Here is a 20,830-nt window from a genome sequence, read left to right on the forward strand (position 1 = left end):
GGCNGCGCCGGTCCGACGAGGCTGGGGAGGCGTGAGGCTGAGGCTTTGGGGGTGTGTGCACTGCGCCGTCAGTTACTCGTACCCGAGGAGCCCGGGCGTTCGCCGTATTCACCGCGCTGGCACCGATATCGATCCGAACGACGATCGCTTATAAATCCAGTCCGCGGATCGCGACGCTCCCACCGTCGTCGGCATCCTCTTCCACGCGGCCGATCACGCGCCCGCCAGTCTCGTCAGCCAGCGACTCGGCGGCGTCGGGGTCGACGGCGGCGACGAAGCCGGTTCCCATGTTGAACGTCCGGTGCATCTCCTCGTCGGAGACGTTCCCCTCGGCCTGCACGAACTCGAAGACCGGCTGGGGGTCGAAGGCGTCTTCGACCACGTACCGATTTGCACCGAGCCGCGTCAGGTTCGTCCAGCCGCCGCCGGTGACGTGGGCCGCACCCCAAACGCCGTGTTCGCGCATCGGGTCGAGCAGGTCCGTGTAGATCCGGGTCGGTTCGAGGAGCGCCTCGCCGACCGTGTCGTACCCGTCGAACGGGCAGTCGTCGGTGTACTCGTGGTTTCGCGTGGCCGCCTCGCGAGCGAGGGTGAGCCCGTTCGAGTGAACCCCCGAGGAGCGCCAGCCGACGAGCGCGTCGCCCGGCCGCGCCTTCCCGTCGAAGACGGCGTCCTTCGCGGCGAGCCCGGCGCAGGTGCCGGCCAGATCGAGCCCGCGGATGACGTCCGGCATCACCGCCGTCTCGCCGCCGACGAGTTCCATATCTGCCAGCTCCGCGCCGCGGGCGAGCCCGTCGCCGACCTGCTCTGCGAACCGCTCGTCCGGCTCGTCGACCGCGAGGTAGTCGACGAACGCGACGGGCCGAACGCCGGCGGCGACGAGGTCGTTGACGTTCATCGCGATGCAGTCGATGCCGACCGTCGAGTAGTCGCCGAGCGCCTCGGCGACGAGCAGTTTCGTCCCGACTCCGTCGGTCGCCAGCGCGAGGTATCGGTCGCCGATGTCGAGGAGCCCGGCGTAGTCGCCCTCGGTCTCCCCGACCGCCCCGATCAGCGCCGCGGTCGCCGCCTCGCTGGCGTCGATGTCGACGCCCGCGTCCGCGTACGTGAGTTCGTCTTCTTCGGCCGTCTCCCCGGTGTCGTCGTCCTCGCGGGTGGTGTCCGCGTCGTCGCCCTCGGTCATGTGTGTCGAGGGACGCCCGCGGAGCAAAAGCGCACCGTTCCCCGCGGGAGGCGCGCCGGAGTCAACGACGGGTCAGCGGTCAAAACGGCTCGGCGGTCAAAACGGCTCGGCGGTCAAAACGGCTCGGCGGTCAAACAAACCAACAATTAAACCGAACCCGCGTCAGCGACGGGCGCAGTCGGATTCAGCGGTCGACTCAGAACGGCCCGCCGAACCCGAGTCCGCCGACGATAACGAGGCCGACGGCGAGTAGCACGGAGGGAACGAATATCGCGGCCCACACCGGCTTGCTCCATCCGATAACGGTCTTCCCGTCGAGCGGCCCGTAGGGGATCAGGTTGAACGCCGCGAGGAAGACGTTGATCGCGATCCCTCGCGAGCCGATCAGCGTGATCACCTGGCTCCCGACGACGGGACCGACGAGAAGCGCCGGCAGGAAGACGAGCGTGAGAAGCAGGTTGACGACCGGCCCGGCGAGCGCGATGTGGCCGTGTTCTCGCTTCGTCAGCCGACCGCGGTGGTGAACCGCTCCGGGCGCGGCGAAGATGAACCCCAAGAGCGAGCTCATCACGGCGAGAAACAGCATGCTCGTGTCGGCGCGGAACTCGGCGACCTGGTCGTAGTGGACCGCGACGACCTTGTGTGCGATCTCGTGGAGGAGGAACGCGACGCCGGCGGTGAGCAGGCCGACGAGCAGCGGGAGGACGACGCCCGCGGCGAGCAGCCGATCGAAACCGGCGGTGCCGCCGACGAAGAAGAACGTGAACGCGACGCCGAGCGCGAGCCACGCGACGAGCAGGTCGCGGAGTTCGACGCCGCTGAAGTAGAGCCCGGCGATCCGTCGCCCGCGAGGGGTGGCGCCGCTCATGCCGCTCCCACCACCGCGTTTCGGATCAGCTCGGCGCCGGTGCGGGCGCCCTGGATCATCAGTCGACCCACTTCGTCGACGCCGCCCACGTCACCGAACATCGCGGGGATGACGTACACCGCGAAGAGGAAGCTCGCGACGATGCTGCCGACGTTCGTCATCGCGACGACGACGATGAGCTTGAACAGCGGCACGTCGAGCATCGCGGAGACGAGCTCCGAGGGCGACTGGGTCTCGTCGGACAGCAGGTCGTTGAGCATCCCGATGTCGCCGACGTTCACCGTGAGATGTCGGAGCTCCACGTAGCCGGTGAACCAGCCGGGCGCGAGCATCGGGTTGATCGACGTCATCCACGCGACCGCGCCCCCGACGCCCGCAGACGTCCACCGAGCGCCGGCGACCTTCGCGAACGCGAACGCGAAGACCCCGTTGATGAGGAACCACGCGCCGAACAGCCGGAACAGGAAGGCGTTCTCGACGCCCGCCAGCGCCAGCAGAACGAAGAACGCCACGAAGCCGACCGTGATCCCGTATCCGATCAGCTTCTTCCACGGGAGTCCGCGGCCCGACTCGCGTCCGACGAGCCCCTCCATCGGCGGGAGCGTCTCGGGGTTCGCGAGGTATCCCTCGATCCCCGCCCGGTGGCCGGCGCCGACGACCGCGACGACGTCGTGGCCGGCGTCCCGGAGCGCGACGAGTCGGTGGGCGATGAACGCGTCGCGCTCGTCGATGAGCGCCTCCGCACCGCCCGGCGAGAACTGGCGGAACTCCTCCATCATCATCGTCACCACGTCGGTGTCGGTCAGCTCCTCCATCCCCAGCTCTTCGATACCGCCGTGTTCGGGGTCGCCGCCGCGGCCGGCCAGTCCGAGGAGCAGCGCGACGACGACGCCGAACGTGAGGCCGAGCGAAATCCCGAGCCCGAGGCTCCCGATCGCCCGGATCGTGAACCCGCCGAGGTACGTCGAGACGAGCCCGTTAGCGGCGCCGAACGCCGCGACGACGATCCCGGCGCTCACGCCGAGCGTGGTCGCGGCGTAGAGCCGGGCGTCGGGAGACAGCCCGAGCTTCCCAGCTTGGTCGACGACCAGTGCGACCGCGATCGCCGAGAGCACGCCGCCGGTGACGCTCGTCAACAGCGCGGTGGTGACGCCGACGCTCCCGCCGAAGATACCGATCGCGGGGCCGGCGAGGATGCCGACGAACAGCCCGGCGACGATCCCGACGATACGGGAGTCGGTGACGCCGAACGCGAGGCCGCCGACCATCCGGAGCTTCTCGGTGATCGACATCCGCGCCCAGAACCGCTGGATCGTGGTCTGGATGTCCCGGTCGACGAGGGCGACGTCGATGCCGAGCCCCTCCGCCACGTCGATGGCGGCTTTCATGTCGGCGCCCGGCTCGATGTCGAACCGGTCGCCGAGCTGGGTCTGGACGTACGAGAGCATCCAGTACGCGAGAAACTGGAAGACGGTGTTTCCTTTCAGCAGGTCGCCGGCGTCGAGGTCGTCGGGCGTCTCGCCTTGCATCTGCCGGTACCGTCCCTCGTCGAGCTCGACGGCGACGACGTCGGGTCGTTCTCGCTCGATCGTCTCCTCGACCTCGTCGACCGAGTGCTCCGAGATGTGGGCGGTACCGACGACCGTGACCGAGCCGGGCTCGGCCGGCTCGGCGGCCGCGCCGGACGGACCGGACGTGCCGGGCCCGCCGGACGGAGCCGACGAAGCGGTGCCGTCATCGTCGGACGCCGCGGGATGATCGCTCGCCGTCGGGGGCGGGGACGCGCCATCCGCTCCCCCTGGCGTCTCTGTCATTGCCACGACGTACTTCGTCACCGCGTTTAGGGTTTGTGAGTCGGTATCGATGGCGGACGCGGGACCGAGAGCGCTCGATCCAACAAATTTGTATCCTCACGGGGTGGACGTGCTCGTATGTCCCGGCTGTTTCCCTCCCTGCCGGACGCGACGCCCGACGACCGGGAGCCGCGCGTCGTCGGCGTCGACGACGAAGACGCGGACGCGCTCATCGCGGCCCTCGGCTCCGAGACGGCCCGGCGGATCCTCACCGAGCTCCACGACGAGCCGGCGACGAAGTCCGAACTCGCGGCCGCCGTCGACACGTCGCTCCAGAACGTCCAGTATCACCTCTCGAGGCTCGACGACGCCGACCTCGTCGACGTCGTCGACACGGCCTATTCGGAGAAGGGCCGCGAGATGGACGTGTACGCCGCCGCCGACGAGCCGCTCGTGCTGTTCGCGGGAAGTTCGGAGGCGTCGCGCGGTATCAAATCGGCCCTGCTGCGCCTGCTCGGCGGGTACGGACTCATTGGACTGGCGGCCGTCGGCGCACAACGGCTCCTCTCGGTCGATCCGGTGACGACGTATCAGTCGGCCGGGGGCGGGGGCGACGCGGGTATCGCGAGCGACGATGCCGCCACTGAGGAGACGGCCGCGGACGGTTCCTCGGCCGACACGGCGGCCGACGCCGACGGCGGCGCCACCGGGGTCGACGGCGCGGTTGAGTTCGTCACCGATGTGCTCGCGGACCAGGCCGTCTCGCTGCTCGAACCCGGCGTCGTGTTCTTCCTCGGCGCCGCGCTCGTGTTCACGATCGCGTGGGCGTACTGGTACCGGGCCTCCAGCGGGCGGTAAGGCCGCGTCCCTGCCAAGCAGCGCGGTACCTCGCCGACTTCGGCACGCGATTTCGCTGCGGTTCCGGTGGGACAGCTATTCATGCCGCCGCCACGTCGAACGGGTATGGAACACGAAGCCGAGGTCGTCGGAGTCGGGGCGGGCTCTGCGCCCGGCGGCGACGTGCCGGCGGTCATCCTGTCCGTGCGCGACGAGTACGTCCCCATCTTCGTCAGCGCCGACCAGGCGCAGTCGATCGGGATGGCGCTGGAGGGCGAGCCGTTCGACCGCCCGCTCACGCACGACCTCCTCGTCGAGATACTCACCGAGTTCGGCGGCGCGATCGATCGGGTCCGAGTTGACGACCTCCGAGACGGGACGTTCTACGCGAAGGTCGACGCCGAGCGCTACGACGCCGGCGAGCCGGAGCGGTTCGTCTTCGACGCGCGACCGTCCGACGCGCTGGCGCTGGCCGTGCGGATCGACTGTCCGATCATCGTCTCCGACGCCGTGATCGACGAGGCGGGGCGCTCGCCGGACTCCGTCCGCTTCGACGACGGGACCCGAGACGACCCCTGACCGCTTCCGGTCTGGTTCCGTTGAAGTCCGCTTCTTCAAACGTAATACAGCACGAAACAGCCGTTCGCTGAAGGCTGCTTACTGAACGTGTGACCCGTCCACTCACTCACTTAATCAATAAAAATTAATTCTGGAAATAGAACGAGATTAACCGTCCTGATGGTCTATCGGTCGTATGGACACAACCAACTCTGAGATAGATCTGGACGAGATTCTTGTAGCTCTATGTGATAATCAACGGCGCAAACTACTCTCTTCACTTATCACTGATTCCCCGCCCAACGATGCCATGAACCCCGGTATACAGGTGGAGAACAGCATTATAATGCACCACACTCATCTCCCGAAATTAGCTGATTGCGGAGTCATCGATTGGAACAGAAAAAGAAACAGAGTCACGAAAGGCCCGAATTTTGAGGTGGCAGAAGAGGTTCTCAAGTTTCTTGCGAATAATGAGGAAATGGTCCAGCGGATAGAGGTCGAAGTATGACTGCGAAAGATGCTGACTCGGATGCTCCTAGGGGGATTACAGACGAAGATTTGGAACTGATTGAAGCATTTCTCAGGAAGTCACGATACGACCGCTCCGTCGACGATCTCTGCCCTTCGTCGAAGGAGTAAGCACACAGGCTGTACTGACCACACGGGTCGGAATCTCTCACTTACCGAGGATCTCGACGGAGCCTGCCTGATCGAACCCGACGTTCAAGTCATCGCGCCGCGGACCGGCGGTATGGACGAGACGGCGACGATCGCGGAGTCGTACACCGAGATGACCGAACTGCTGTTGCCGAACGACACGAACAACCTCGGGCGGGCGCTCGGGGGCGCGGTCCTCCACTGGATGGACATCTGCGGTGCGATCGCCGGGATGCGGTTTTCGAACCGGCAGGTAGTCACCGCCTCGATGGACCACGTCGATTTCATCGCCCCGATCGAGATGGGCGAAGTGGTCGTCGTCGAGGGCTACGTGTTCAACGTCGGGCGAACCAGCCTCGACGTGAAAGTCGACGTGCGCGCGGAGGACCCGAAGACCGACGAGCGGCGCCGCACGACGACCTCGTACTTCACGTTCGTCGCGCTCGACGACGACGGGACGCCGGCGTCGGTGCCGGAGCTCACCTGCCCGACCGCCGAGGAAGAAGCCATGCGCCGGGACGCGGTCGAGGGCCGCCGGGAACAGCTCCGCGAGGTCGTCGACCGGTACGATCTGTAGCGGAAATCGGTCTGTCGCGGGAGCCCGCCCTCATCGATCGCCGCGTTCCGATTTCGTGCCGGCGACGGTGTCGACGACCGGTCCGCCGTCGACATCGCCGTCGGCGAGGCCCCAGTCGGCCCCGTCGTCCGCGTCGGCCGCCGCCTCGTGTGCCTCCCGAACGCGGGCCGCGAACGCGTCGCGGGAATCGCCCGCGGCGAGGTGGCTCCGGCAGTCGCAGTCGGAGGCACCGAACCCGTCGATCGGCCCCGGTGGGAGCCGGTCGGCGACCGCGCACTCCACGTCGACGCCGACGCTTCGGACGACGCGGACGAGGTCGGTCTCGGGGTGACCCAACAGGTAGTCGATGTGCCAGTGGCGCACGTCGTGGTCGCCGCGGGCGACGCGCCGGTGTCTGTCCACGCGGGAGAAGCCGCCGGTGCCGAGCGCGCTCCCCGTGTACGCGTACGCACCCGCCGGCATCCGGCGCTCTCCGAGGGCACCGACCTCGATCGCGATCGGCGTCGGGACGTCGACGAGCAGCGTGTACGTTCCGCCCGCGGCCGACCGGTCGCGGGCGGCGGTCGCGTCCGCACCGGGGTTCTCACCGGGGCTCTCACCGAATTTCTCGCCGGGGTCCGAGTTCCGCACGATTACGCCGCCGGCTCGGGCGGTTCGCTGGCCGCCGGGCGGAGGCCGTCGAGGAGCGCCGCCGCCTCGTCGGTCAATTCGTACGTGTCGTGAAAGTCGGCCGGATCGCGGCCGCGGCCGGAGAGGGCGCCGACTGCGCTCGCGATCCGGTCGTAGTTGTCGCGAACGAGTCCGCCGACGATGCCGGGCGTCCCGGCCCGGTCGGCGAGCTCTTCGGCGGCGGATCGACCGGCGTACACCCGCCGCTCGTCGGGATCGACGAGCACCATCGCGAACGGTCGGGACCCGAACTGCGCGTCGAGGAACGGACCGACCGGGTCGGCCTCCCACGGCACCGCCTGCACCCCGTCGAGGCGACGGAGCGCGACCGCGGCCATCGAGCAGTACGGACAGTCGCCGTCGAAGATCAGCACCGGCGCGTCCGTCGAGGTATCCATGCAACCGGGTACGTCTCGGTGCGACTTAAGCGGCCGGCCGCGGCCGTGAAAAACGAGTGTCGTCGTCGATATCGCGGTCGGTTTTGCGGTCGGTTTCGCGATCGATGTTGCCCGCTCAGTGCGAGTGCCCGAGCGCGTCTTCGAGCGACTGCCCGAAGCGCTCTTCGAACAGCTCCGCGGCCGTGTCGTTCATCTCGGCGATGTCGTCGGGCACCTCGCCCTCGCTGTGGTGGGCGATGACGTGCGCCTGCTGGGCCATCGCCTGGACCACGACGTCGCTGATCACGCGGCTCGACGGCTCGCCCTGCTCGCTCAGGATGTCGACGAGGCCGGCGGGCAGTTCGAAGGACTCTTCGTCACCGTCGGGGCCGGTGACCGTGTAGGTTTCCGTGTCTCCCATATCGACACCCTCGCGGTCACGACATAAGGGTCTGTGGAAAGCGCGCGCCGCGCGCACACGAGCCCGTCGAACGGCGTTCGACGACCGCTACCCGTGCGCCGAAATCGCCTTCACCGAGAAGCCGGAGCCGACGATGGTCGCGAGGTAGATGGCGATCGCCGTGACGACGATGGAGCCGCCGGAGGGGAGCCCGAACCCGATCGAGACGGCGAAGCCGCCGATCACGGCGAGCTGTCCGAATATCACCGAGAGGTACGTCGTCTCGCGGAAGCTCCGGGCGATCTGCGAGGCCGCCGCGACGGGTACGACGAGCATCGCCGCGACGAGGATGACGCCGAGCACCTGCATAGCGCCGACGACGACCACGGCGGTCAACACGACGAGCAGCGTGTTGTAGCCCGTGACGTTCAACTGAGCGACCCGCGCGGCCTGCTCGTCGAAGGTGATAAACAGGAGCTGTTTATACGTGGCGAGGACGCCGACCACGACGATCATCGAGAGGACGCCCATCAGGCGCGCGCCCTCGGCGGTGACGACCGCGAGGTTCCCGAAGAGGTACCCCTCGATGTTGATCCCCGTGAGCCCGCGCCCGTAGCTGATGATCAGCGTACCGACCGCGAAGCTCCCGCTGAGCATGATCGCGATGGGCACGTCGCCGTAGGCGTCGGTGCGTTCGGTGAGCCACTGGACGACGAGCGCGCCGGCGATGCTGACGAGGAGCGCGACGAGCAGCAGCGACCCGTCCCAGCCGGTCGACGCGTTCACGAGGATGCCGATCGCGACGCCCGCGAACGCGGTGTGTGCGAGCGTCTCGCCGATCAGCGCCATCTCGCGATGGACGAGGAAGGACCCGACGAGCGGCGCGACGACGCCGACGAGTACGCCGGTCGCCATCGACTGCCACATGATCGGGTGTCGGAACACGTTCGTCCCGAACGCGGCGTCCATCCCGCGACCGACCGATCGGAACGCGGCGTACAGATCGCTCGCGATCGGGAGGTCCTGCGCCCAGTAGAGAAACACGAATCCGAGCATCACGGCCGCGACGACAGCTGTGACCGCGATCCCGGCGAGCTCGATCGTCCGACGAAGCCCTCGACTGGGGCGCGGTGCGCTCGCGACTGACGCCGGCGTCGTTCCGCCGTCCGCCGCGCCGCCGTCTGCGGCCGCCTCGCTTGCGTCGGCCCCGCCGTCGGCGTCCGTCCGACCGTCTCCCGCGGTGTCTCGGGTCATCAGTGGTGGTGGTGGAGGACTTGGCCGGTGGCGCCGTACGCCTCCGCGAGGGCGTCGCTCTCGACGAACGACTCGGTGTCCCCGTGGTGATACAGCTCCGTGTTGATACAGGCGATGCGACTCGCGCGGTCGGTGACGACACCGATGTCGTGCTCGATCAGGACGATCGTGATACCGTCGTCGTTCAGGTCGTCGAGGAGCGCGTAGAACGCGTCGCGCGACTCGGCGTCGACCCCGACGGTCGGCTCGTCGAGCGCGAGGAGGTCGGCGTCGCTCGCGAGCGCGCGGGCGATGTACGCCCGCTGTTTCTGCCCGCCCGACAGCTCGGTCACGAGGCGGTCGGCGAGGTCGCCGATCCCGACCGTCTCGATCGCGTCGGCGACGGTGGCGCGATCGGCGTCCGTGAGCCGACCGTGCCCGGCGTGGGCGAACCGCCCCATGGTGACGCACTCGCGGACGGTGACCGGCATCGCGCCGCCCCGGCTCGTCGCCTTCTGGGAGACGTAGCCGATCCGTCCGCCGTCGTCGAACGCCTCCACCGGTTGTCCGAACAGCTCGACCGTCCCCTCGTCGGGCGCGTGAAGGCCCAACATGAGGTGAAGCAGCGTGGTCTTCCCGGAGCCGTTCGGACCGACCAACCCGAGGAATTCGCCCGCTTCGACCGAGAGGGAGACGTCTCTCACGGCGACCGTGTCGCCGTAGGAGAACGTCACGTGGTCGAGATCGATTATCGAGGTCACGTCGCGTGCCGGATCTGCGTCGTCCGAACGTTTAGCTCTTTTAGTCCGGTCCCGGGTGACCGTCGTCTGTGCCGACCGCGTGAGTTGGGTCACTGCACGCCGAACGCCCGCTCGAACGCCGGGACGTTGATCTCGGTCATCTGTTCGAGGTAGCCGTACCCCGCGTCGTTCCACTCCTCGGTCGTTCCGCCCGCCGAGCTGACCGCTACCATCTCCGTGGCGTCGCTGTTCTCCACGATCGCCTCCGCGAGGGTCGACGACTCGAAGCGGTCATACAACACCACGTCGATCCCCTCCTCGTCGACGAGTTCGATCGTGTCCGCGATCTCGTTCTGACTGGGCTCGTTCTGCGGCGAGACGCCGACGGGCGAGTGGAGACGGAACCCGTACCGCTCCTCGAGGTACTGGAAGGAGTCGTGGCCGGCGATGACCGCCACGTCGCGATCGGCGCGCTCCGCGATCGACTCGAAGGCGGCGTCGACCGCATCGAGCTCTTCGGCGTACGCGGCGGCGTTGTCTGCGTAGTCGTCGGCGTTGTCGGGATCCGCGTCCGCGAGTCCGTCGGCGATGGTCTCGACGACCCCCGCCGCGAGCACCGGATCGACCCAGACGTGGGGATCGTACTGTCCCGTTTCGCCGTCGTCTTCGGCTTCGTCTTCGTGTCCGCCTTCGTCGTGCGTTTCCTCCTCCTCGTGCGTTTCCTCCTCCTCCTCGTGCGAGTGGTCCCAATCGAGGAGGTCGTCTTCGACGCCCGCGAGCCCGTCGATGACGGTCACGGAGTCGTAGTCGGCTTCCAGCGTCGCCGCGAGGTCTTGCGCCCACGCGAACTCCGGGCTATCGAGATAGACGAACGCGTCCGTCGACGCCACGTCGGCGGCGAGGGTTCCGTCGGGCTCCCAACCGTGCCCGAGTTGGCCGACCTCGACCGGGTCCCGGAACTCGGCGTGATCGCCCGCAACCTGGTTCGCCCAGTCGTTCAGGGTAAAAAACGCGGCGTAGCCGGAGTCGAACGACTCGGATCCGGCCCCGGCGTCGCCGGAGCACCCGGCGAGCGACGTCGCTGCGCCGACGGCCAACAGCCCTGCGCCCCGGGTCAGCACCGACCGGCGTGAGTGGCTCATACGAAGACAGTAGCCGGTTTAACAGAAAAAGGTTGTTATTTCATAACTCAGAATTAATAATACGGGGCGCCACAGCGGGGTACGGTTAACAATATTCGCCGATCGAAATCGGCTGAACCGACCGGCGTCGGTTCGATCCCGTCCTACTCGGTGAGATCGACGACGGTCGCGTCGGCGAGCGCCGCGAGCGTCTCGGGGTCGATCGCGAACACCGTACTCGGCGTCCCCGCGGCTCCGTACACCGTCTCGTACGCCGTCAGCGTCGGGTCGAAAACGGTCGGCAGCGCGGCATCGTGACAGAGCGGCGGAACCCCGCCGATGCTCCAGCCGACGGTGTCGCGTATCCGGCCGGGGTCGGCCATCGAGGCCGCCGACGCGTCGAAGTGGTCGGCGACGGCGTCGAGGTCCAGTCGGTTCGCCCCGCTCGTGATGGCGGCGACGAGCGTGTCACCGCTCCCAGAACTGTCGCCCGCGCCCGACAGAGAGACGACGATGGTCGACGCGATGGCCGCAGTCGCACAGCCGACGGCGTCGGCCGCCGCCGCGGCCGTCTCCGTCCCGGCGTCGAACTCCAACACGTCGATCTCGACATCGTATCGATCCCGCGCTCGTTCCGTGAACTCCGCCGCGCGCTCGTGCATGGGTGAGAGTACGGACGGGCGTGACGCACAATCAACCTCCCGAATGCGGTAGTATGCCGATCGGTCACAATCGGCTGCGCCCGCTCACCGCGTCCGCAACTCGTCTTTGTCTTTGATCACGCGGGCGTCGCCCTCGCCGGACGTGACCTCGTTGACGAGGTCGTACAGCTCGTTCTGGAGTCCCGCCGGGAAGGTGAGGACACCGACCCACGAGCCGTCGTTCTGCCACTCCTCGCGTTCGAGATCGCCGAACTCTCGCACCTGCGCCTGTCCGGATCCCGCGTAGTCCGCGGGGAGCTGGACGGCCATCGTGACCTCCTCGAAGCGGATAGGGATGACCGGACGGAGCGCCTCGAGCGCGTCGTCGACCTGGTTTTCGACCGGTTCCATCGGATCGAGTTGGAACCCCGCCTCCTCCAGCGCGCGTTCGATCCGCTCGGGCGGGTGCGGCGAGTCGTCCATCTGCGGGTTCACCGCGTTTCGGGTGATGGTGGTAACGAGCTGATTGTGTTTGCGCTCGAGCATCTCCTCGCGCTGCTCGGCGGTGATCTGGATCTCCCCGCGCTCGACGACTTCGGGGATGATCGCGAGCGGGTCGGTCGTCCCGAACACCGTCTCTAAGTCCTCTTCGGCCGGCCGATCGCCGCGCGACGCGTTCTCAAACACGTCCTCGGCGGCGATCACGTCCTCCAGCTCGCCGTCGAACTCGCCGCGTTTGATCGCGAGCGCGGCGTCCGGATCGATCAACACCTCGAACCGTTCGCCGTGCGACTCCAGTCGAGCGGTGACCGCTTCGTCGAGCGATATCATATCGCTTGCTACCACCCCCGCGGTGAAAAAGCCTCCCGCGCTCCGCCGCGCCGAGAAGCCCCGTCGGTCAGTCCCCGGCCGACGGGCGCTCGTCGGTCCAGTCGTCCCGGCAGTCCTGCGTGCAGAAGTGTCGGTGCCGGACCGCGTCGCCGTCGACCCAAGTGACCGTTCGGCGGCCGACACCCAGTGCCGGCCCCCCGCAGACCGCACAGCGCGGTGCGGACTCCTCGTCGACGTCCTCTTCGAGATCGGAAGTCGGATCTACCATACTCGTGGGTACGCCCGCGGATACTTGAACCCGCGAGGGTCGGCAGTTCTGGCCGGCGAGGCGCTTCTCGCGTCGGCCGAGCGGCTCCCTCCCGACGGCTACCACCCAGCGGTGGGATCGCTCTGCAGCGGCCGGGAGCGCGCCGGCGGTGCGTCCCGCCGGGACGGGTGGTCGATCTCGATCTCGGTCGACGCGCACACGTCCGCCAGCGTCCGTTCGCGCCCGTCCGGCCATCGAACGTCGACGCGGAGGGGATCCGCTTCGCCGAGCCCGAAGTGGGCCACCGGCTCGGTCTGACAGAGGCAGCCGCCGCCGGCGTCGATCGTCCGGCGCTGGACGCCCGCAGTCGTCTCGAGTCGCACGACCGCGCCGCGAGCGGGGGCGCCGTGTCGCGTCGTCGGCCGGATCCGGAGCCAGCCGGCGTCCGCCGCCGCGTCCGATTTATAAACGGTGACGGGTTGGGCGGCGACCTCGCCGTGGACGACGACGAGTTCGAGAACCCCGTCCTCGTCGAGATCGGCCGCGACTGCGCCGGTTCCGAACCCGTCCGGCTCGGCGGCGTCCCCCGGGTCGAAGCGGCGCCAGCGAGGGGCCGCGCCGACGGATGATCCGTCGGTGTCACCGGTGGCGGTGCCGGCGAGAGTGTTTCCGTCGGCACGCTCGGCGTCGCCGTCGACTCGCTTAAACAGCCGGTTCCGTTCGCCGAGCGCGTTGTAGAACAGCTCCTGCCGACCGTCGTTGTCGAAGTCGGCGGCGACCACGGTTCGGACGCGACCGGGCTCGCGCAGCGACCGGGGCGCGACGTCGGTGAACTCGCCGTCCGGCGCGCGTCGGAGCAGCCGGTTCGGCGCGTCCTCGTTGCCGACCGCGAGCGCGAAGGATCCGTCCTCGTCGACCAGCGCCGCGCCGCGGGTGTCCCCGGTCGGGTCGACGAGCTCCGGGGCACCGTCGGTCGGGTTGTAGTGGCCTCCCTCGTTGCGGAATAGCTGGTTCGGTCCCCGTTCGACGCCGGCGAACAGATCGACCTCGCCGGCGCAGGGCGGAACCGCGAGCAGCGACCGACAGCCGCCGGCCACTTCCAGTCCGACCGCGTCGGCCATGTCGGTGATCTCGCCGTCGTCGCCGAGTTCGTAGAAGGCGAGGGGAGCGGCGTAGCCCGAGACGGCGACCCCGTACCGGCCCGTACCGAGTCGGTCGAGCGCGGTGACCGAACGCCCGGCGCGGACGTCGAGCCGCCCGGCGTTCACGTCGAGCGCGAACACGTCGGTCCAGCGGTACCGGTCGGCTTCGAGCCGGTCCAACAGCAGGTCGGGGTCGCCGCCGCCGTCGACGCCGTTCGCGCAGTTGTGGACGTACACCTCCTCGCAGCCGTCGGCGTCGAGGTCGGCGGCGCAGACGCCCATGCCGTGCCGGGTGCCGTCCGCGACGATACCGCAGGCCGTGTCGACGAACCGGTCGCCGTCGCGGGCGTACAGCCGGTTCGGCTCGCCGTAGCCCGCGACGAACACGAGCGGCCCCTCCCGACCCGGCGTCACCGCGAGCCCGTACCCGCGAACCGGGTCGGCGTCGGCGAGGAGATCGGACCGCTCGGTAAACATAGCCGTCCGTCACCGCTCCGAGGATAAGAACGCACGGGTTGGGTTCAGTCCCGATCCGAGAAATGTAAACCCGACAACTGATCGTCGCCGTCGTTCGCAAGCGCTCCCGATTTATAAGTCCCCTCGCCGCTGCCGCGGGTTCCGCTGAGGCGCTTATAAAGGCCACCGCCGGTGGCGCAGCTCGCGCGTCATTAATACGTCTTCGCCGCCAACACGGAGGCATGTCCGAATCCCTCGAACTCGCGACGCTCGGCGGTGGGTGCTTCTGGTGTACCGAGGCGGCGCTCGAACAGCTCGTCGGCGTCGAATCGGTCACGTCCGGCTACGCCGGCGGCCACGTCGAGGACCCGACGTACAAAGCCGTTTGCTCCGGGGCCACCGGCCACGCCGAGGTCGTGCAGGTCGCGTTCGATCCCGACGTGATCGCCTACGACGAGGTGCTGGAGGCGTTCTTCGAGATCCACGACCCGACCCAACTGAACCGACAGGGACCCGACGTGGGCAGCCAGTACCGCTCGATCGTGTTGACCCACGACGACGCGCAGCGCGAGATCGCCGAGGCGTACGTCGAGGCGCTCGACGAGGAGTACGACGACGACGTCGTCACCGAGATCGAACCGCTGGAGACGTTCTACCGCGCCGAGGAGCACCACCAGGACTACTTCGCGAAGAACCCGGACGACGCCTACTGCAGCTTCCACGCGAAACCGAAGATGGAGAAGGTCCGCGAGAAGTTCGAGGCGAAGGTCGCGAAGTAGGGCGGGGACGACCGCGCAGGGTCGCTAGACCCTCGGTCTCGGTTCTCACGGATGGTGGCAGCGATGCGGTGAGCGCCGCCACCGCGCCTGCGGCTCATTGATACGCGGTCGTTGGCGGTGGAGCGAGGGCGAACCCCTCCAAAGCCTCACCCGACCGGACTTCCAGCCCCGCACCGCACAGCCTCACGCCTCCCCAGCCTCGTCGGCCGCCCTCCGCTCCGCTCCGGGCGACCGACTCCCTCGCGCTCTCGTCGCCGTCGCTTCGCGCCGGCGAGCGAGGAGCGCGCCACCGCAGTGTCTGTTTATAAGTAATATTCGCCCACCTTACCGCGGTTCTCGATCGCGTTCACCCGGCAACCCTGCGCTCGAACGGCAGACCTTTGACGCCGCCGGTGTGAGCGGGCGTATGGTCTCGCTGGGACTGGTGGTGGCGCGGTTCAACGACTCCGTCACGGAGCCGATGGCCGACGCCGCCCGTGAGGCGGCCGCCGACCGCGACGCCGTCATCGTCGACGAACTGTCAGTGCCGGGGGCGTACGACAGCCCGCTGGCCGCCGACCGGCTCGCGCGCCGGGACGAGGTCGACGCCGTCGCGGTCGTCGGCGCCATCGTCACCGGCGACACCGACCACGACCGCGTCATCGCGAGCGCGACCGCCGACAGGCTCACCGCGGTGAGCCTCGACCGCGACACCCCCGTCACGTTCGGCGTGAGCGGCCCGGGGATGTCCGGCGCGGAGGCGCGCGAGCGGATCGACAAGGGCGCGGAGGCGACCGACGCGGCGATCGACTTGGCGGAGGAACTCACATGACTGACGCATACGACTTTTCAGAGCGGATCGGACGCGTAGAGCCCAGCGCCACGCTGGCGATATCGAACCTCGCTGCGGAAAAGGAGGCGGAAGGGGCCGACATCGTCGACCTCTCCGTCGGCGAGCCCGACTTCGACACCCCCGAGAACGTCGTCGAGGCCGGCAAGGACGCGCTCGACGCGGGCCACACCGGCTACACCTCCTCGAACGGGATCCCCGAGCTCAAGGAGGCGATCGCGGCGAAGCTCCGCGGTACCGGCATCGACGCCGACGCCGACGAGGTCATCGTCACGCCCGGCGGCAAGCAGGCGCTGTACGAGACGTTCCAGACGCTGATCGACGACGGCGACGAGGTCGTCCTGCTGGACCCCGCGTGGGTCTCCTACGAGGCGATGGCGAAGCTCGCCGGCGGCGACCTCTCTCGCGTCGACTTGGCCCCGCACGGGTTCCAGCTCGAGCCCGCGCTCGACGAGCTCGCGGAGACGGTCTCCGACGACACGCAGCTGCTCGTCGTCAACTCCCCGTCGAACCCGACCGGCGCCGTCTTCTCCGAGGCGGCCTTGGAGGGCGTCCGCGACCTCGCCGTCGAACACGACATCGCCGTCATTTCCGACGAGATCTACGAGCAGATCGTCTACGACGCCGAGCACGTCTCGCTGGCGAGTCTCGACGGCATGGCCGACCGCACGATCACGATCAACGGCTTCTCGAAGGCGTACTCGATGACCGGCTGGCGGCTCGGCTACCTCCACGCGAAGGGCGACTTCGTCGGGCAGGCCGGCAAGCTCCACTCGCACTCCGTCTCCTGTGCGGTCAACTTCGTCCAGCGCGCGGGCGTCGAGGCCCTCGAGAACACCGACGAGTCGGTCGAGGAGATGCGGCAGGCGTTCGCGGCCCGCCGCGACCTCCTCGTCGATCTGTTCGACGAGCACGGCGTCGACGTCGACGTCGGCGACGGGGCCTTTTATATGATGATCCCCGTCGATGACGACGACCAGGCGTGGTGTGAGGCCGCGATCGAGGAGGCCTCGGTCGCCTGCGTGCCCGGTAGCGCGTTCAACGCGCCCGGCCACGCGCGCATCTCGTACGCCGCCAGCGAGGATCGACTCCGCGAGGCGGTCGACCGACTCGTCTCGAACGACCTTCTGTAAGTACGGCCGATCCCCCGACGTCCGCCGGCCGCACCCGTCCGACGAACGGATCCGCCGCGAGCGCGGACCTGCGGAGCGTTTTTACCGTTCCTTCCCGAAGTTTCAATTCGTTGGCAACATGTACGACACTATACTGTACCCGACGGACGGGAGCGCCGGGTCGGAGGCGGCGGCAACGCACGTTCGAGAGCTCGCGGCCGCGTTCGACGCGACCGTACACGTACTGCACGTCGTCGACACGCGCGAGGGCGGGCTGGGCGTGAGCGGGGCCTTCGTCGACGAGGAGCAGACGGGAATGAGCGGGGAGTCGGCCGAAGGGGGCTACCTCGGCGGACACGAGGAGCGGCCCGACGCCGACGACATCGACGACCGACTCACCGAGCACGTGGCGGAACTCATTGGGGCGTCGACCGAATCGTCCGACGGCATCGACGTGGTGACCGCCGTCGTGAGGGGGACGCCGCACTCGGAGATCCTCGAGTACGCCGACGAGCACGGCGTCGACCTGGTGGTGATGGGAACGCAGGGTCGGACCGGCGTCGAGCGCTACCTGCTCGGGAGCGTCGCGGAGAAGGTGGTACGGATGGCGGATGCGCCGGTGGTAACCGTCCGGGCCGACGAGGAGGAGTGACGCCGCGGGCCCTTTCACGCGGGTCCGTCGTGCCCGCCCCTGACGCTCGCCGGCCTGCGCCGGTGGGGTTTTATATATCCGTGTGAATAGTTGGCTCGACATCGACATGTACGACCACATTCTGTTTCCCACGGACGGAAGCGACGGTTCCGAGGCCGCGATAGCGCACGTACGAGAGATGGCCGAGGCGTTCGACGCGACTGTTCACGTGTTACACGTCGTCGACATGCGTCAGTTCACGCTCGGGATGGGCGGAAACTACATCTCTGGGCCCAAGGGCTACGCGAAAGACCGGCCGTCCGTGGACGACCGGAAGCGAGATCTCGAGGAGCGCGCCACGCCGTTCGTCGAGGAGCTCGCGGCCGATTTCGAGGGTATCAAAACGGTGTCGGCCGTCCGGGCGGGGAACCCGCACAAGGCCATCCTCGAGTACATCGACGAGAACGATATCGATCTCGTCGTGATGGGCACCGAGGGTCGCACCGGCGTGGAGCGCTACCTGCTCGGCAGCGTCTCCGAGAAGGTCGTGCGGCTCGCGAACCCACCGGTGGTGACCGTCCGAGCCGACGAGGACGAGTGACGTCGGGCGGCCGCCGCTCGGCGCCGGCCGGTCGGCGGTTCGATCCCGAACGGTCCGCCGTTCCGAAACCCTTACTCCCGGTCCGGAACACCTCGACGTATGAGCGATACGTCCGAGTCGACCGGTGACGCGGGGGCGGCGGAAGACGGCGGGGAGGGCGACTCCGCCGCGGCCGTCGATTCCGCCGCGGTCGCCGTCGACGCCGACGCGGTCCGACACGTCGCCGACCTGGCCCGAGTGCGCCTCGACGACGACGAGGTCGACGCGTTCACCGACCAGTTCGCGGAGATATTGGAGTACTTCGAGGCCCTCGACGAGGTGCCGGAGACGGAGCGCGACGAGGAACTCGTCAACGTGATGCGTCCCGACGAGGTCCGCGACGGGCTCTCACAGGAGGAGGCGCTGTCGAACGCGGCCGAGACGGAGGACGGCTTCTTCGTCGGACCCAAGGTGTCGTAGATGTCGACGGACTACAACGCGTTCATCACGGAGGCGACGATCGAGGGCGACGCCGACGCCGAGGGACCGCTCGCCGGCGCGCGGGTCGCGGTGAAAGACAACATCTCGACGGCGGGGGTTCGGACGACCTGCGGCTCCGAGATGCTCGCCGACTACGTTCCGCCGTACTCCGCGACGGTCGTTGACCGGCTGACGGAGGCCGGCGCGACGGTCGTCGGCAAAGCGAACATGGACGAGTTCGGGATGGGGACGACGACGGAGACCTCGGCGTTCGGCCCCACGAAGAACCCCGCGGACCCCGAGCGGGTCCCCGGCGGCTCCTCCGGCGGATCGGCGGCGGCGGTCGCCGCGGGCGAGGCCGACGTGGCGCTCGGCTCCGACACGGGCGGGTCCGTCCGCTGTCCGGCCGCCTTCTGCGGCGTCGTCGGGATCAAGCCGACCTACGGGCTCGTCTCGCGTTACGGGCTCGTCGCGTACGCGAACTCCCTCGAACAGATCGGTCCGATCGCCGGCACCGTCGAGGAGGCGGCCGCCGCGCTCGACGTGATCGCCGGACCGGACCCGCACGATGGCACGACGCGGGACCTCGCCGACGTGGAGGGCGCCGACTCCGACCCGAACTACGCCGCGGCCGCCGACGGCGACGTCGACGGGCTCGCGATCGGCGTTCCCACGGAGCTGTTCGAGGGCGCCGACGAGCGCGTGGTCGAGACGGTCGAGGCCGCGATCGCGGATCTTGAAGCCCGCGGCGCGGAGACGACCGAGATCTCGCTGCCGTCGGTCGAGCACGCGGTGCAGGCGTACTACGTGATCGCGATGGCGGAGGCGTCCTCGAACCTCGCGCGGTTCGACGGCGTCCGATACGGTGACCGCGCCGACTCCGACGGCAACTGGAACGAGTCGTTCGCGGAGACGCGCGAGCAGGGGTTCGGCGCGGAGGTCAAACGCCGGATCCTGCTTGGGACGTACGCGCTCTCGGCGGGATACCACGACAAGTACTACCAGAAGGCCCAGGACGCCCGCGCGTGGGTCCGTCAGGACTTCGAGGACGCCTTCGCGGACGTGGACGTGATCGCCTCGCCGACGATGCCGGTGCTCCCCTTCGAGCTGGGGGAAAGCCTCGACGACCCGCTGCGCATGTACCTCGCGGACGCGAACACGACGCCGGTCAACCTCGCGAACCTCCCCGCGATTTCGGTGCCCGCGGGCGAGGCCGACGGCCTCCCGGTCGGGCTCCAGTTCGTCGGACCGAAGTTCGGCGAGGAGACGGTGATCCGCGCGGCGAGCGCGGTCGAGGAGTGACTGTCGAGGCGTGGCGCGGCCGGCTCCGGCACCGACGAGCGTCTCACGCCAACTCCGCTTAATCCGGTCGAAAGGCGCGTTGAGCGTCTCGGTGACTTATTCTCTCGGCGCGGTTTCGCTCGGGTGCATCATGACCGAAGACGAATCCGCCGTATCGACGCGGTTCGATCACGAGACCGTTCGCTCCGCCAGCCGGGTCGCCATCGCGGCGCTCGCGCTGGTGGGCGTGTTGTACCTGTTCACGCTGTTGCCGGGGATGGACCGGCTGGTTCCGCGCACGCCGGTGACGTTCGCGGCCGTCGCCACCGCGGTTCTCTCGCTCGCCGTCGCTGCGCTGCTCGTCTACGCCGCGCCGCGGCTCGCCTCGCTGGCGCGGACGAGCCTGCACCGCGCCGAGGCGACCGACCACGTCGAGACGGTCGCGGAGAACGCCGGCGGCGTCGTCTATTGGCTCGTCGTGCTCCTCGCGGTGCTGGTCACGCACGCGGGGTCGAGCGCCGCGATCACGCCGGTTCTCGGCGGACTCGCGTGGACCTACGACGCCGCGTTCCTGCTCGCGTCGCTCGTTCCGCTCGTGTTCCTCGTCACCCGTCTGACCGTGACCGTCGACCCGCTGTCGACGATCGCCGCGGATCGGATCGCGGGGTCGCCGACGGACACCGACGCCCCGTCTGGGACGGACACCGATGCCCCGTCTGAGACGGACACCGATGCCCCGTCTGAGACGGACCGAGACCGGTAGCCGCGATCCGGAACGTCAATACGCCGGGGGCGGCACCGTCAC

At 68.6% G+C, this 20,830-nt stretch carries 25 protein-coding genes; 12 read left to right on the forward strand and 13 right to left on the reverse strand.

Annotation, left to right across the window (positions count from 1 at the left end; translation table 11 throughout):
• Window positions 1-148: 148 nt before the first annotated feature.
• The 3 genes from purM to C461_RS03630 all read right to left on the reverse strand — a co-directional run bounded on the left by purM (window position 149) and on the right by C461_RS03630 (window position 3,865).
• Window positions 149-1,183, reverse strand: a complete 1,035-nt coding sequence (purM, locus tag C461_RS03620) for a phosphoribosylformylglycinamidine cyclo-ligase (protein WP_007998752.1) — start codon at window positions 1,181-1,183, stop codon at window positions 149-151.
• A gap of 196 nt (window positions 1,184-1,379) precedes the next feature.
• Complete coding sequence (locus C461_RS03625) at window positions 1,380-2,051, reverse strand: hypothetical protein (protein ID WP_007998754.1); 672 nt, start codon at window positions 2,049-2,051, stop codon at window positions 1,380-1,382.
• Window positions 2,048-3,865: a TraB/GumN family protein gene (locus tag C461_RS03630; RefSeq protein WP_049906337.1), complete on the reverse strand. Its 1,818-nt coding sequence runs from the start codon at window positions 3,863-3,865 to the stop codon at window positions 2,048-2,050. Before C461_RS03630 ends, C461_RS03625 begins: the two co-directional genes overlap by 4 nt.
• 117 nt (window positions 3,866-3,982) lie before the next feature.
• Between C461_RS03630 and C461_RS03635 the strand changes: the two genes are divergently transcribed.
• The 4 genes from C461_RS03635 (at window position 3,983) to C461_RS03645 (ending at window position 6,476) form a co-directional block, all read left to right on the forward strand.
• Window positions 3,983-4,702 carry an ArsR/SmtB family transcription factor gene (locus C461_RS03635; protein WP_007998757.1) on the forward strand — a complete coding sequence of 240 codons (720 nt, stop codon included), beginning with the start codon at window positions 3,983-3,985 and terminating at the stop codon, window positions 4,700-4,702.
• Window positions 4,703-4,807: 105 nt separating this feature from the next.
• Window positions 4,808-5,260: a bifunctional nuclease family protein gene (locus C461_RS03640; protein WP_007998759.1), complete on the forward strand. Its 453-nt coding sequence runs from the start codon at window positions 4,808-4,810 to the stop codon at window positions 5,258-5,260.
• Window positions 5,261-5,435: 175 nt separating this feature from the next.
• Window positions 5,436-5,750, forward strand: coding sequence for a hypothetical protein (locus C461_RS15285; protein ID WP_152418306.1), 315 nt, complete (start codon window positions 5,436-5,438; stop codon window positions 5,748-5,750).
• A gap of 243 nt (window positions 5,751-5,993) precedes the next feature.
• Complete coding sequence (locus tag C461_RS03645; RefSeq protein WP_007998761.1) at window positions 5,994-6,476, forward strand: acyl-CoA thioesterase; 483 nt, start codon at window positions 5,994-5,996, stop codon at window positions 6,474-6,476.
• Window positions 6,477-6,506: 30 nt separating this feature from the next.
• On the opposite strand, the gene C461_RS03650 is transcribed toward C461_RS03645, so the two are convergent.
• From C461_RS03650 to C461_RS03695, 10 genes are all read right to left on the reverse strand, one after another.
• On the reverse strand, window positions 6,507-6,998 hold the full coding sequence (locus C461_RS03650) for a GIY-YIG nuclease family protein (protein WP_239639090.1): 492 nt from the start codon (window positions 6,996-6,998) through the stop codon (window positions 6,507-6,509).
• A gap of 110 nt (window positions 6,999-7,108) precedes the next feature.
• A complete protein-coding gene (locus tag C461_RS03655; RefSeq protein WP_007998763.1) occupies window positions 7,109-7,543 on the reverse strand; it encodes a hypothetical protein in 435 nt (144 codons plus the stop codon).
• Between the two features lie 115 nt (window positions 7,544-7,658).
• A complete protein-coding gene (locus C461_RS03660) occupies window positions 7,659-7,943 on the reverse strand; it encodes a DUF7545 family protein (protein ID WP_007998764.1) in 285 nt (94 codons plus the stop codon).
• Window positions 7,944-8,030: 87 nt separating this feature from the next.
• Window positions 8,031-9,176, reverse strand: coding sequence for a metal ABC transporter permease (locus C461_RS03665; RefSeq protein ID WP_007998765.1), 1,146 nt, complete (start codon window positions 9,174-9,176; stop codon window positions 8,031-8,033).
• Window positions 9,176-9,916 (reverse strand): metal ABC transporter ATP-binding protein, encoded by a 741-nt coding sequence (locus tag C461_RS03670; RefSeq protein WP_007998766.1) that lies wholly within the window; start codon window positions 9,914-9,916, stop codon window positions 9,176-9,178. The genes C461_RS03665 and C461_RS03670 overlap by 1 nt, the downstream gene beginning before the upstream one ends.
• 89 nt (window positions 9,917-10,005) lie before the next feature.
• Window positions 10,006-11,037: a metal ABC transporter substrate-binding protein gene (locus tag C461_RS03675; protein ID WP_007998767.1), complete on the reverse strand. Its 1,032-nt coding sequence runs from the start codon at window positions 11,035-11,037 to the stop codon at window positions 10,006-10,008.
• A gap of 143 nt (window positions 11,038-11,180) precedes the next feature.
• Window positions 11,181-11,678, reverse strand: a complete 498-nt coding sequence (locus tag C461_RS03680; RefSeq protein ID WP_007998768.1) for an aminoacyl-tRNA deacylase — start codon at window positions 11,676-11,678, stop codon at window positions 11,181-11,183.
• Between the two features lie 84 nt (window positions 11,679-11,762).
• On the reverse strand, window positions 11,763-12,488 hold the full coding sequence (locus tag C461_RS03685) for a ribosome assembly factor SBDS (RefSeq protein WP_007998769.1): 726 nt from the start codon (window positions 12,486-12,488) through the stop codon (window positions 11,763-11,765).
• Between the two features lie 67 nt (window positions 12,489-12,555).
• A complete protein-coding gene (locus C461_RS03690; RefSeq protein WP_007998771.1) occupies window positions 12,556-12,756 on the reverse strand; it encodes a DUF7576 family protein in 201 nt (66 codons plus the stop codon).
• 98 nt (window positions 12,757-12,854) lie between these two features.
• On the reverse strand, window positions 12,855-14,354 hold the full coding sequence (locus tag C461_RS03695; RefSeq protein ID WP_007998773.1) for a CRTAC1 family protein: 1,500 nt from the start codon (window positions 14,352-14,354) through the stop codon (window positions 12,855-12,857).
• A gap of 221 nt (window positions 14,355-14,575) precedes the next feature.
• On the opposite strand from C461_RS03695, the gene msrA reads away from it, so the two are divergent.
• From msrA to C461_RS03735, 8 genes are all read left to right on the forward strand, one after another.
• Window positions 14,576-15,112, forward strand: coding sequence for a peptide-methionine (S)-S-oxide reductase MsrA (msrA, locus tag C461_RS03700; protein WP_007998775.1), 537 nt, complete (start codon window positions 14,576-14,578; stop codon window positions 15,110-15,112).
• A gap of 406 nt (window positions 15,113-15,518) precedes the next feature.
• Complete coding sequence (gene ribH / locus C461_RS03705) at window positions 15,519-15,923, forward strand: 6,7-dimethyl-8-ribityllumazine synthase (protein WP_007998777.1); 405 nt, start codon at window positions 15,519-15,521, stop codon at window positions 15,921-15,923.
• Window positions 15,920-17,074: a pyridoxal phosphate-dependent aminotransferase gene (locus C461_RS03710; RefSeq protein WP_007998779.1), complete on the forward strand. Its 1,155-nt coding sequence runs from the start codon at window positions 15,920-15,922 to the stop codon at window positions 17,072-17,074. The genes ribH and C461_RS03710 overlap by 4 nt, the downstream gene beginning before the upstream one ends.
• A 118-nt stretch (window positions 17,075-17,192) precedes the next feature.
• A complete protein-coding gene (locus tag C461_RS03715) occupies window positions 17,193-17,705 on the forward strand; it encodes a universal stress protein (protein WP_007998782.1) in 513 nt (170 codons plus the stop codon).
• Window positions 17,706-17,811: 106 nt separating this feature from the next.
• Window positions 17,812-18,285, forward strand: a complete 474-nt coding sequence (locus C461_RS03720; protein WP_007998784.1) for a universal stress protein — start codon at window positions 17,812-17,814, stop codon at window positions 18,283-18,285.
• Between the two features lie 99 nt (window positions 18,286-18,384).
• A complete protein-coding gene (gatC, locus tag C461_RS03725) occupies window positions 18,385-18,744 on the forward strand; it encodes an Asp-tRNA(Asn)/Glu-tRNA(Gln) amidotransferase subunit GatC (protein ID WP_007998785.1) in 360 nt (119 codons plus the stop codon).
• Window positions 18,745-20,046: an Asp-tRNA(Asn)/Glu-tRNA(Gln) amidotransferase subunit GatA gene (gene gatA, locus C461_RS03730; protein WP_007998787.1), complete on the forward strand. Its 1,302-nt coding sequence runs from the start codon at window positions 18,745-18,747 to the stop codon at window positions 20,044-20,046. It begins immediately after the preceding gene.
• 130 nt (window positions 20,047-20,176) lie between these two features.
• Window positions 20,177-20,788: a hypothetical protein gene (locus C461_RS03735; protein WP_007998788.1), complete on the forward strand. Its 612-nt coding sequence runs from the start codon at window positions 20,177-20,179 to the stop codon at window positions 20,786-20,788.
• Window positions 20,789-20,830 lie beyond the last annotated feature (42 nt).

Source organism: Halorubrum aidingense JCM 13560, from assembly GCF_000336995.1.
GTDB lineage: Archaea > Halobacteriota > Halobacteria > Halobacteriales > Haloferacaceae > Halorubrum > Halorubrum aidingense.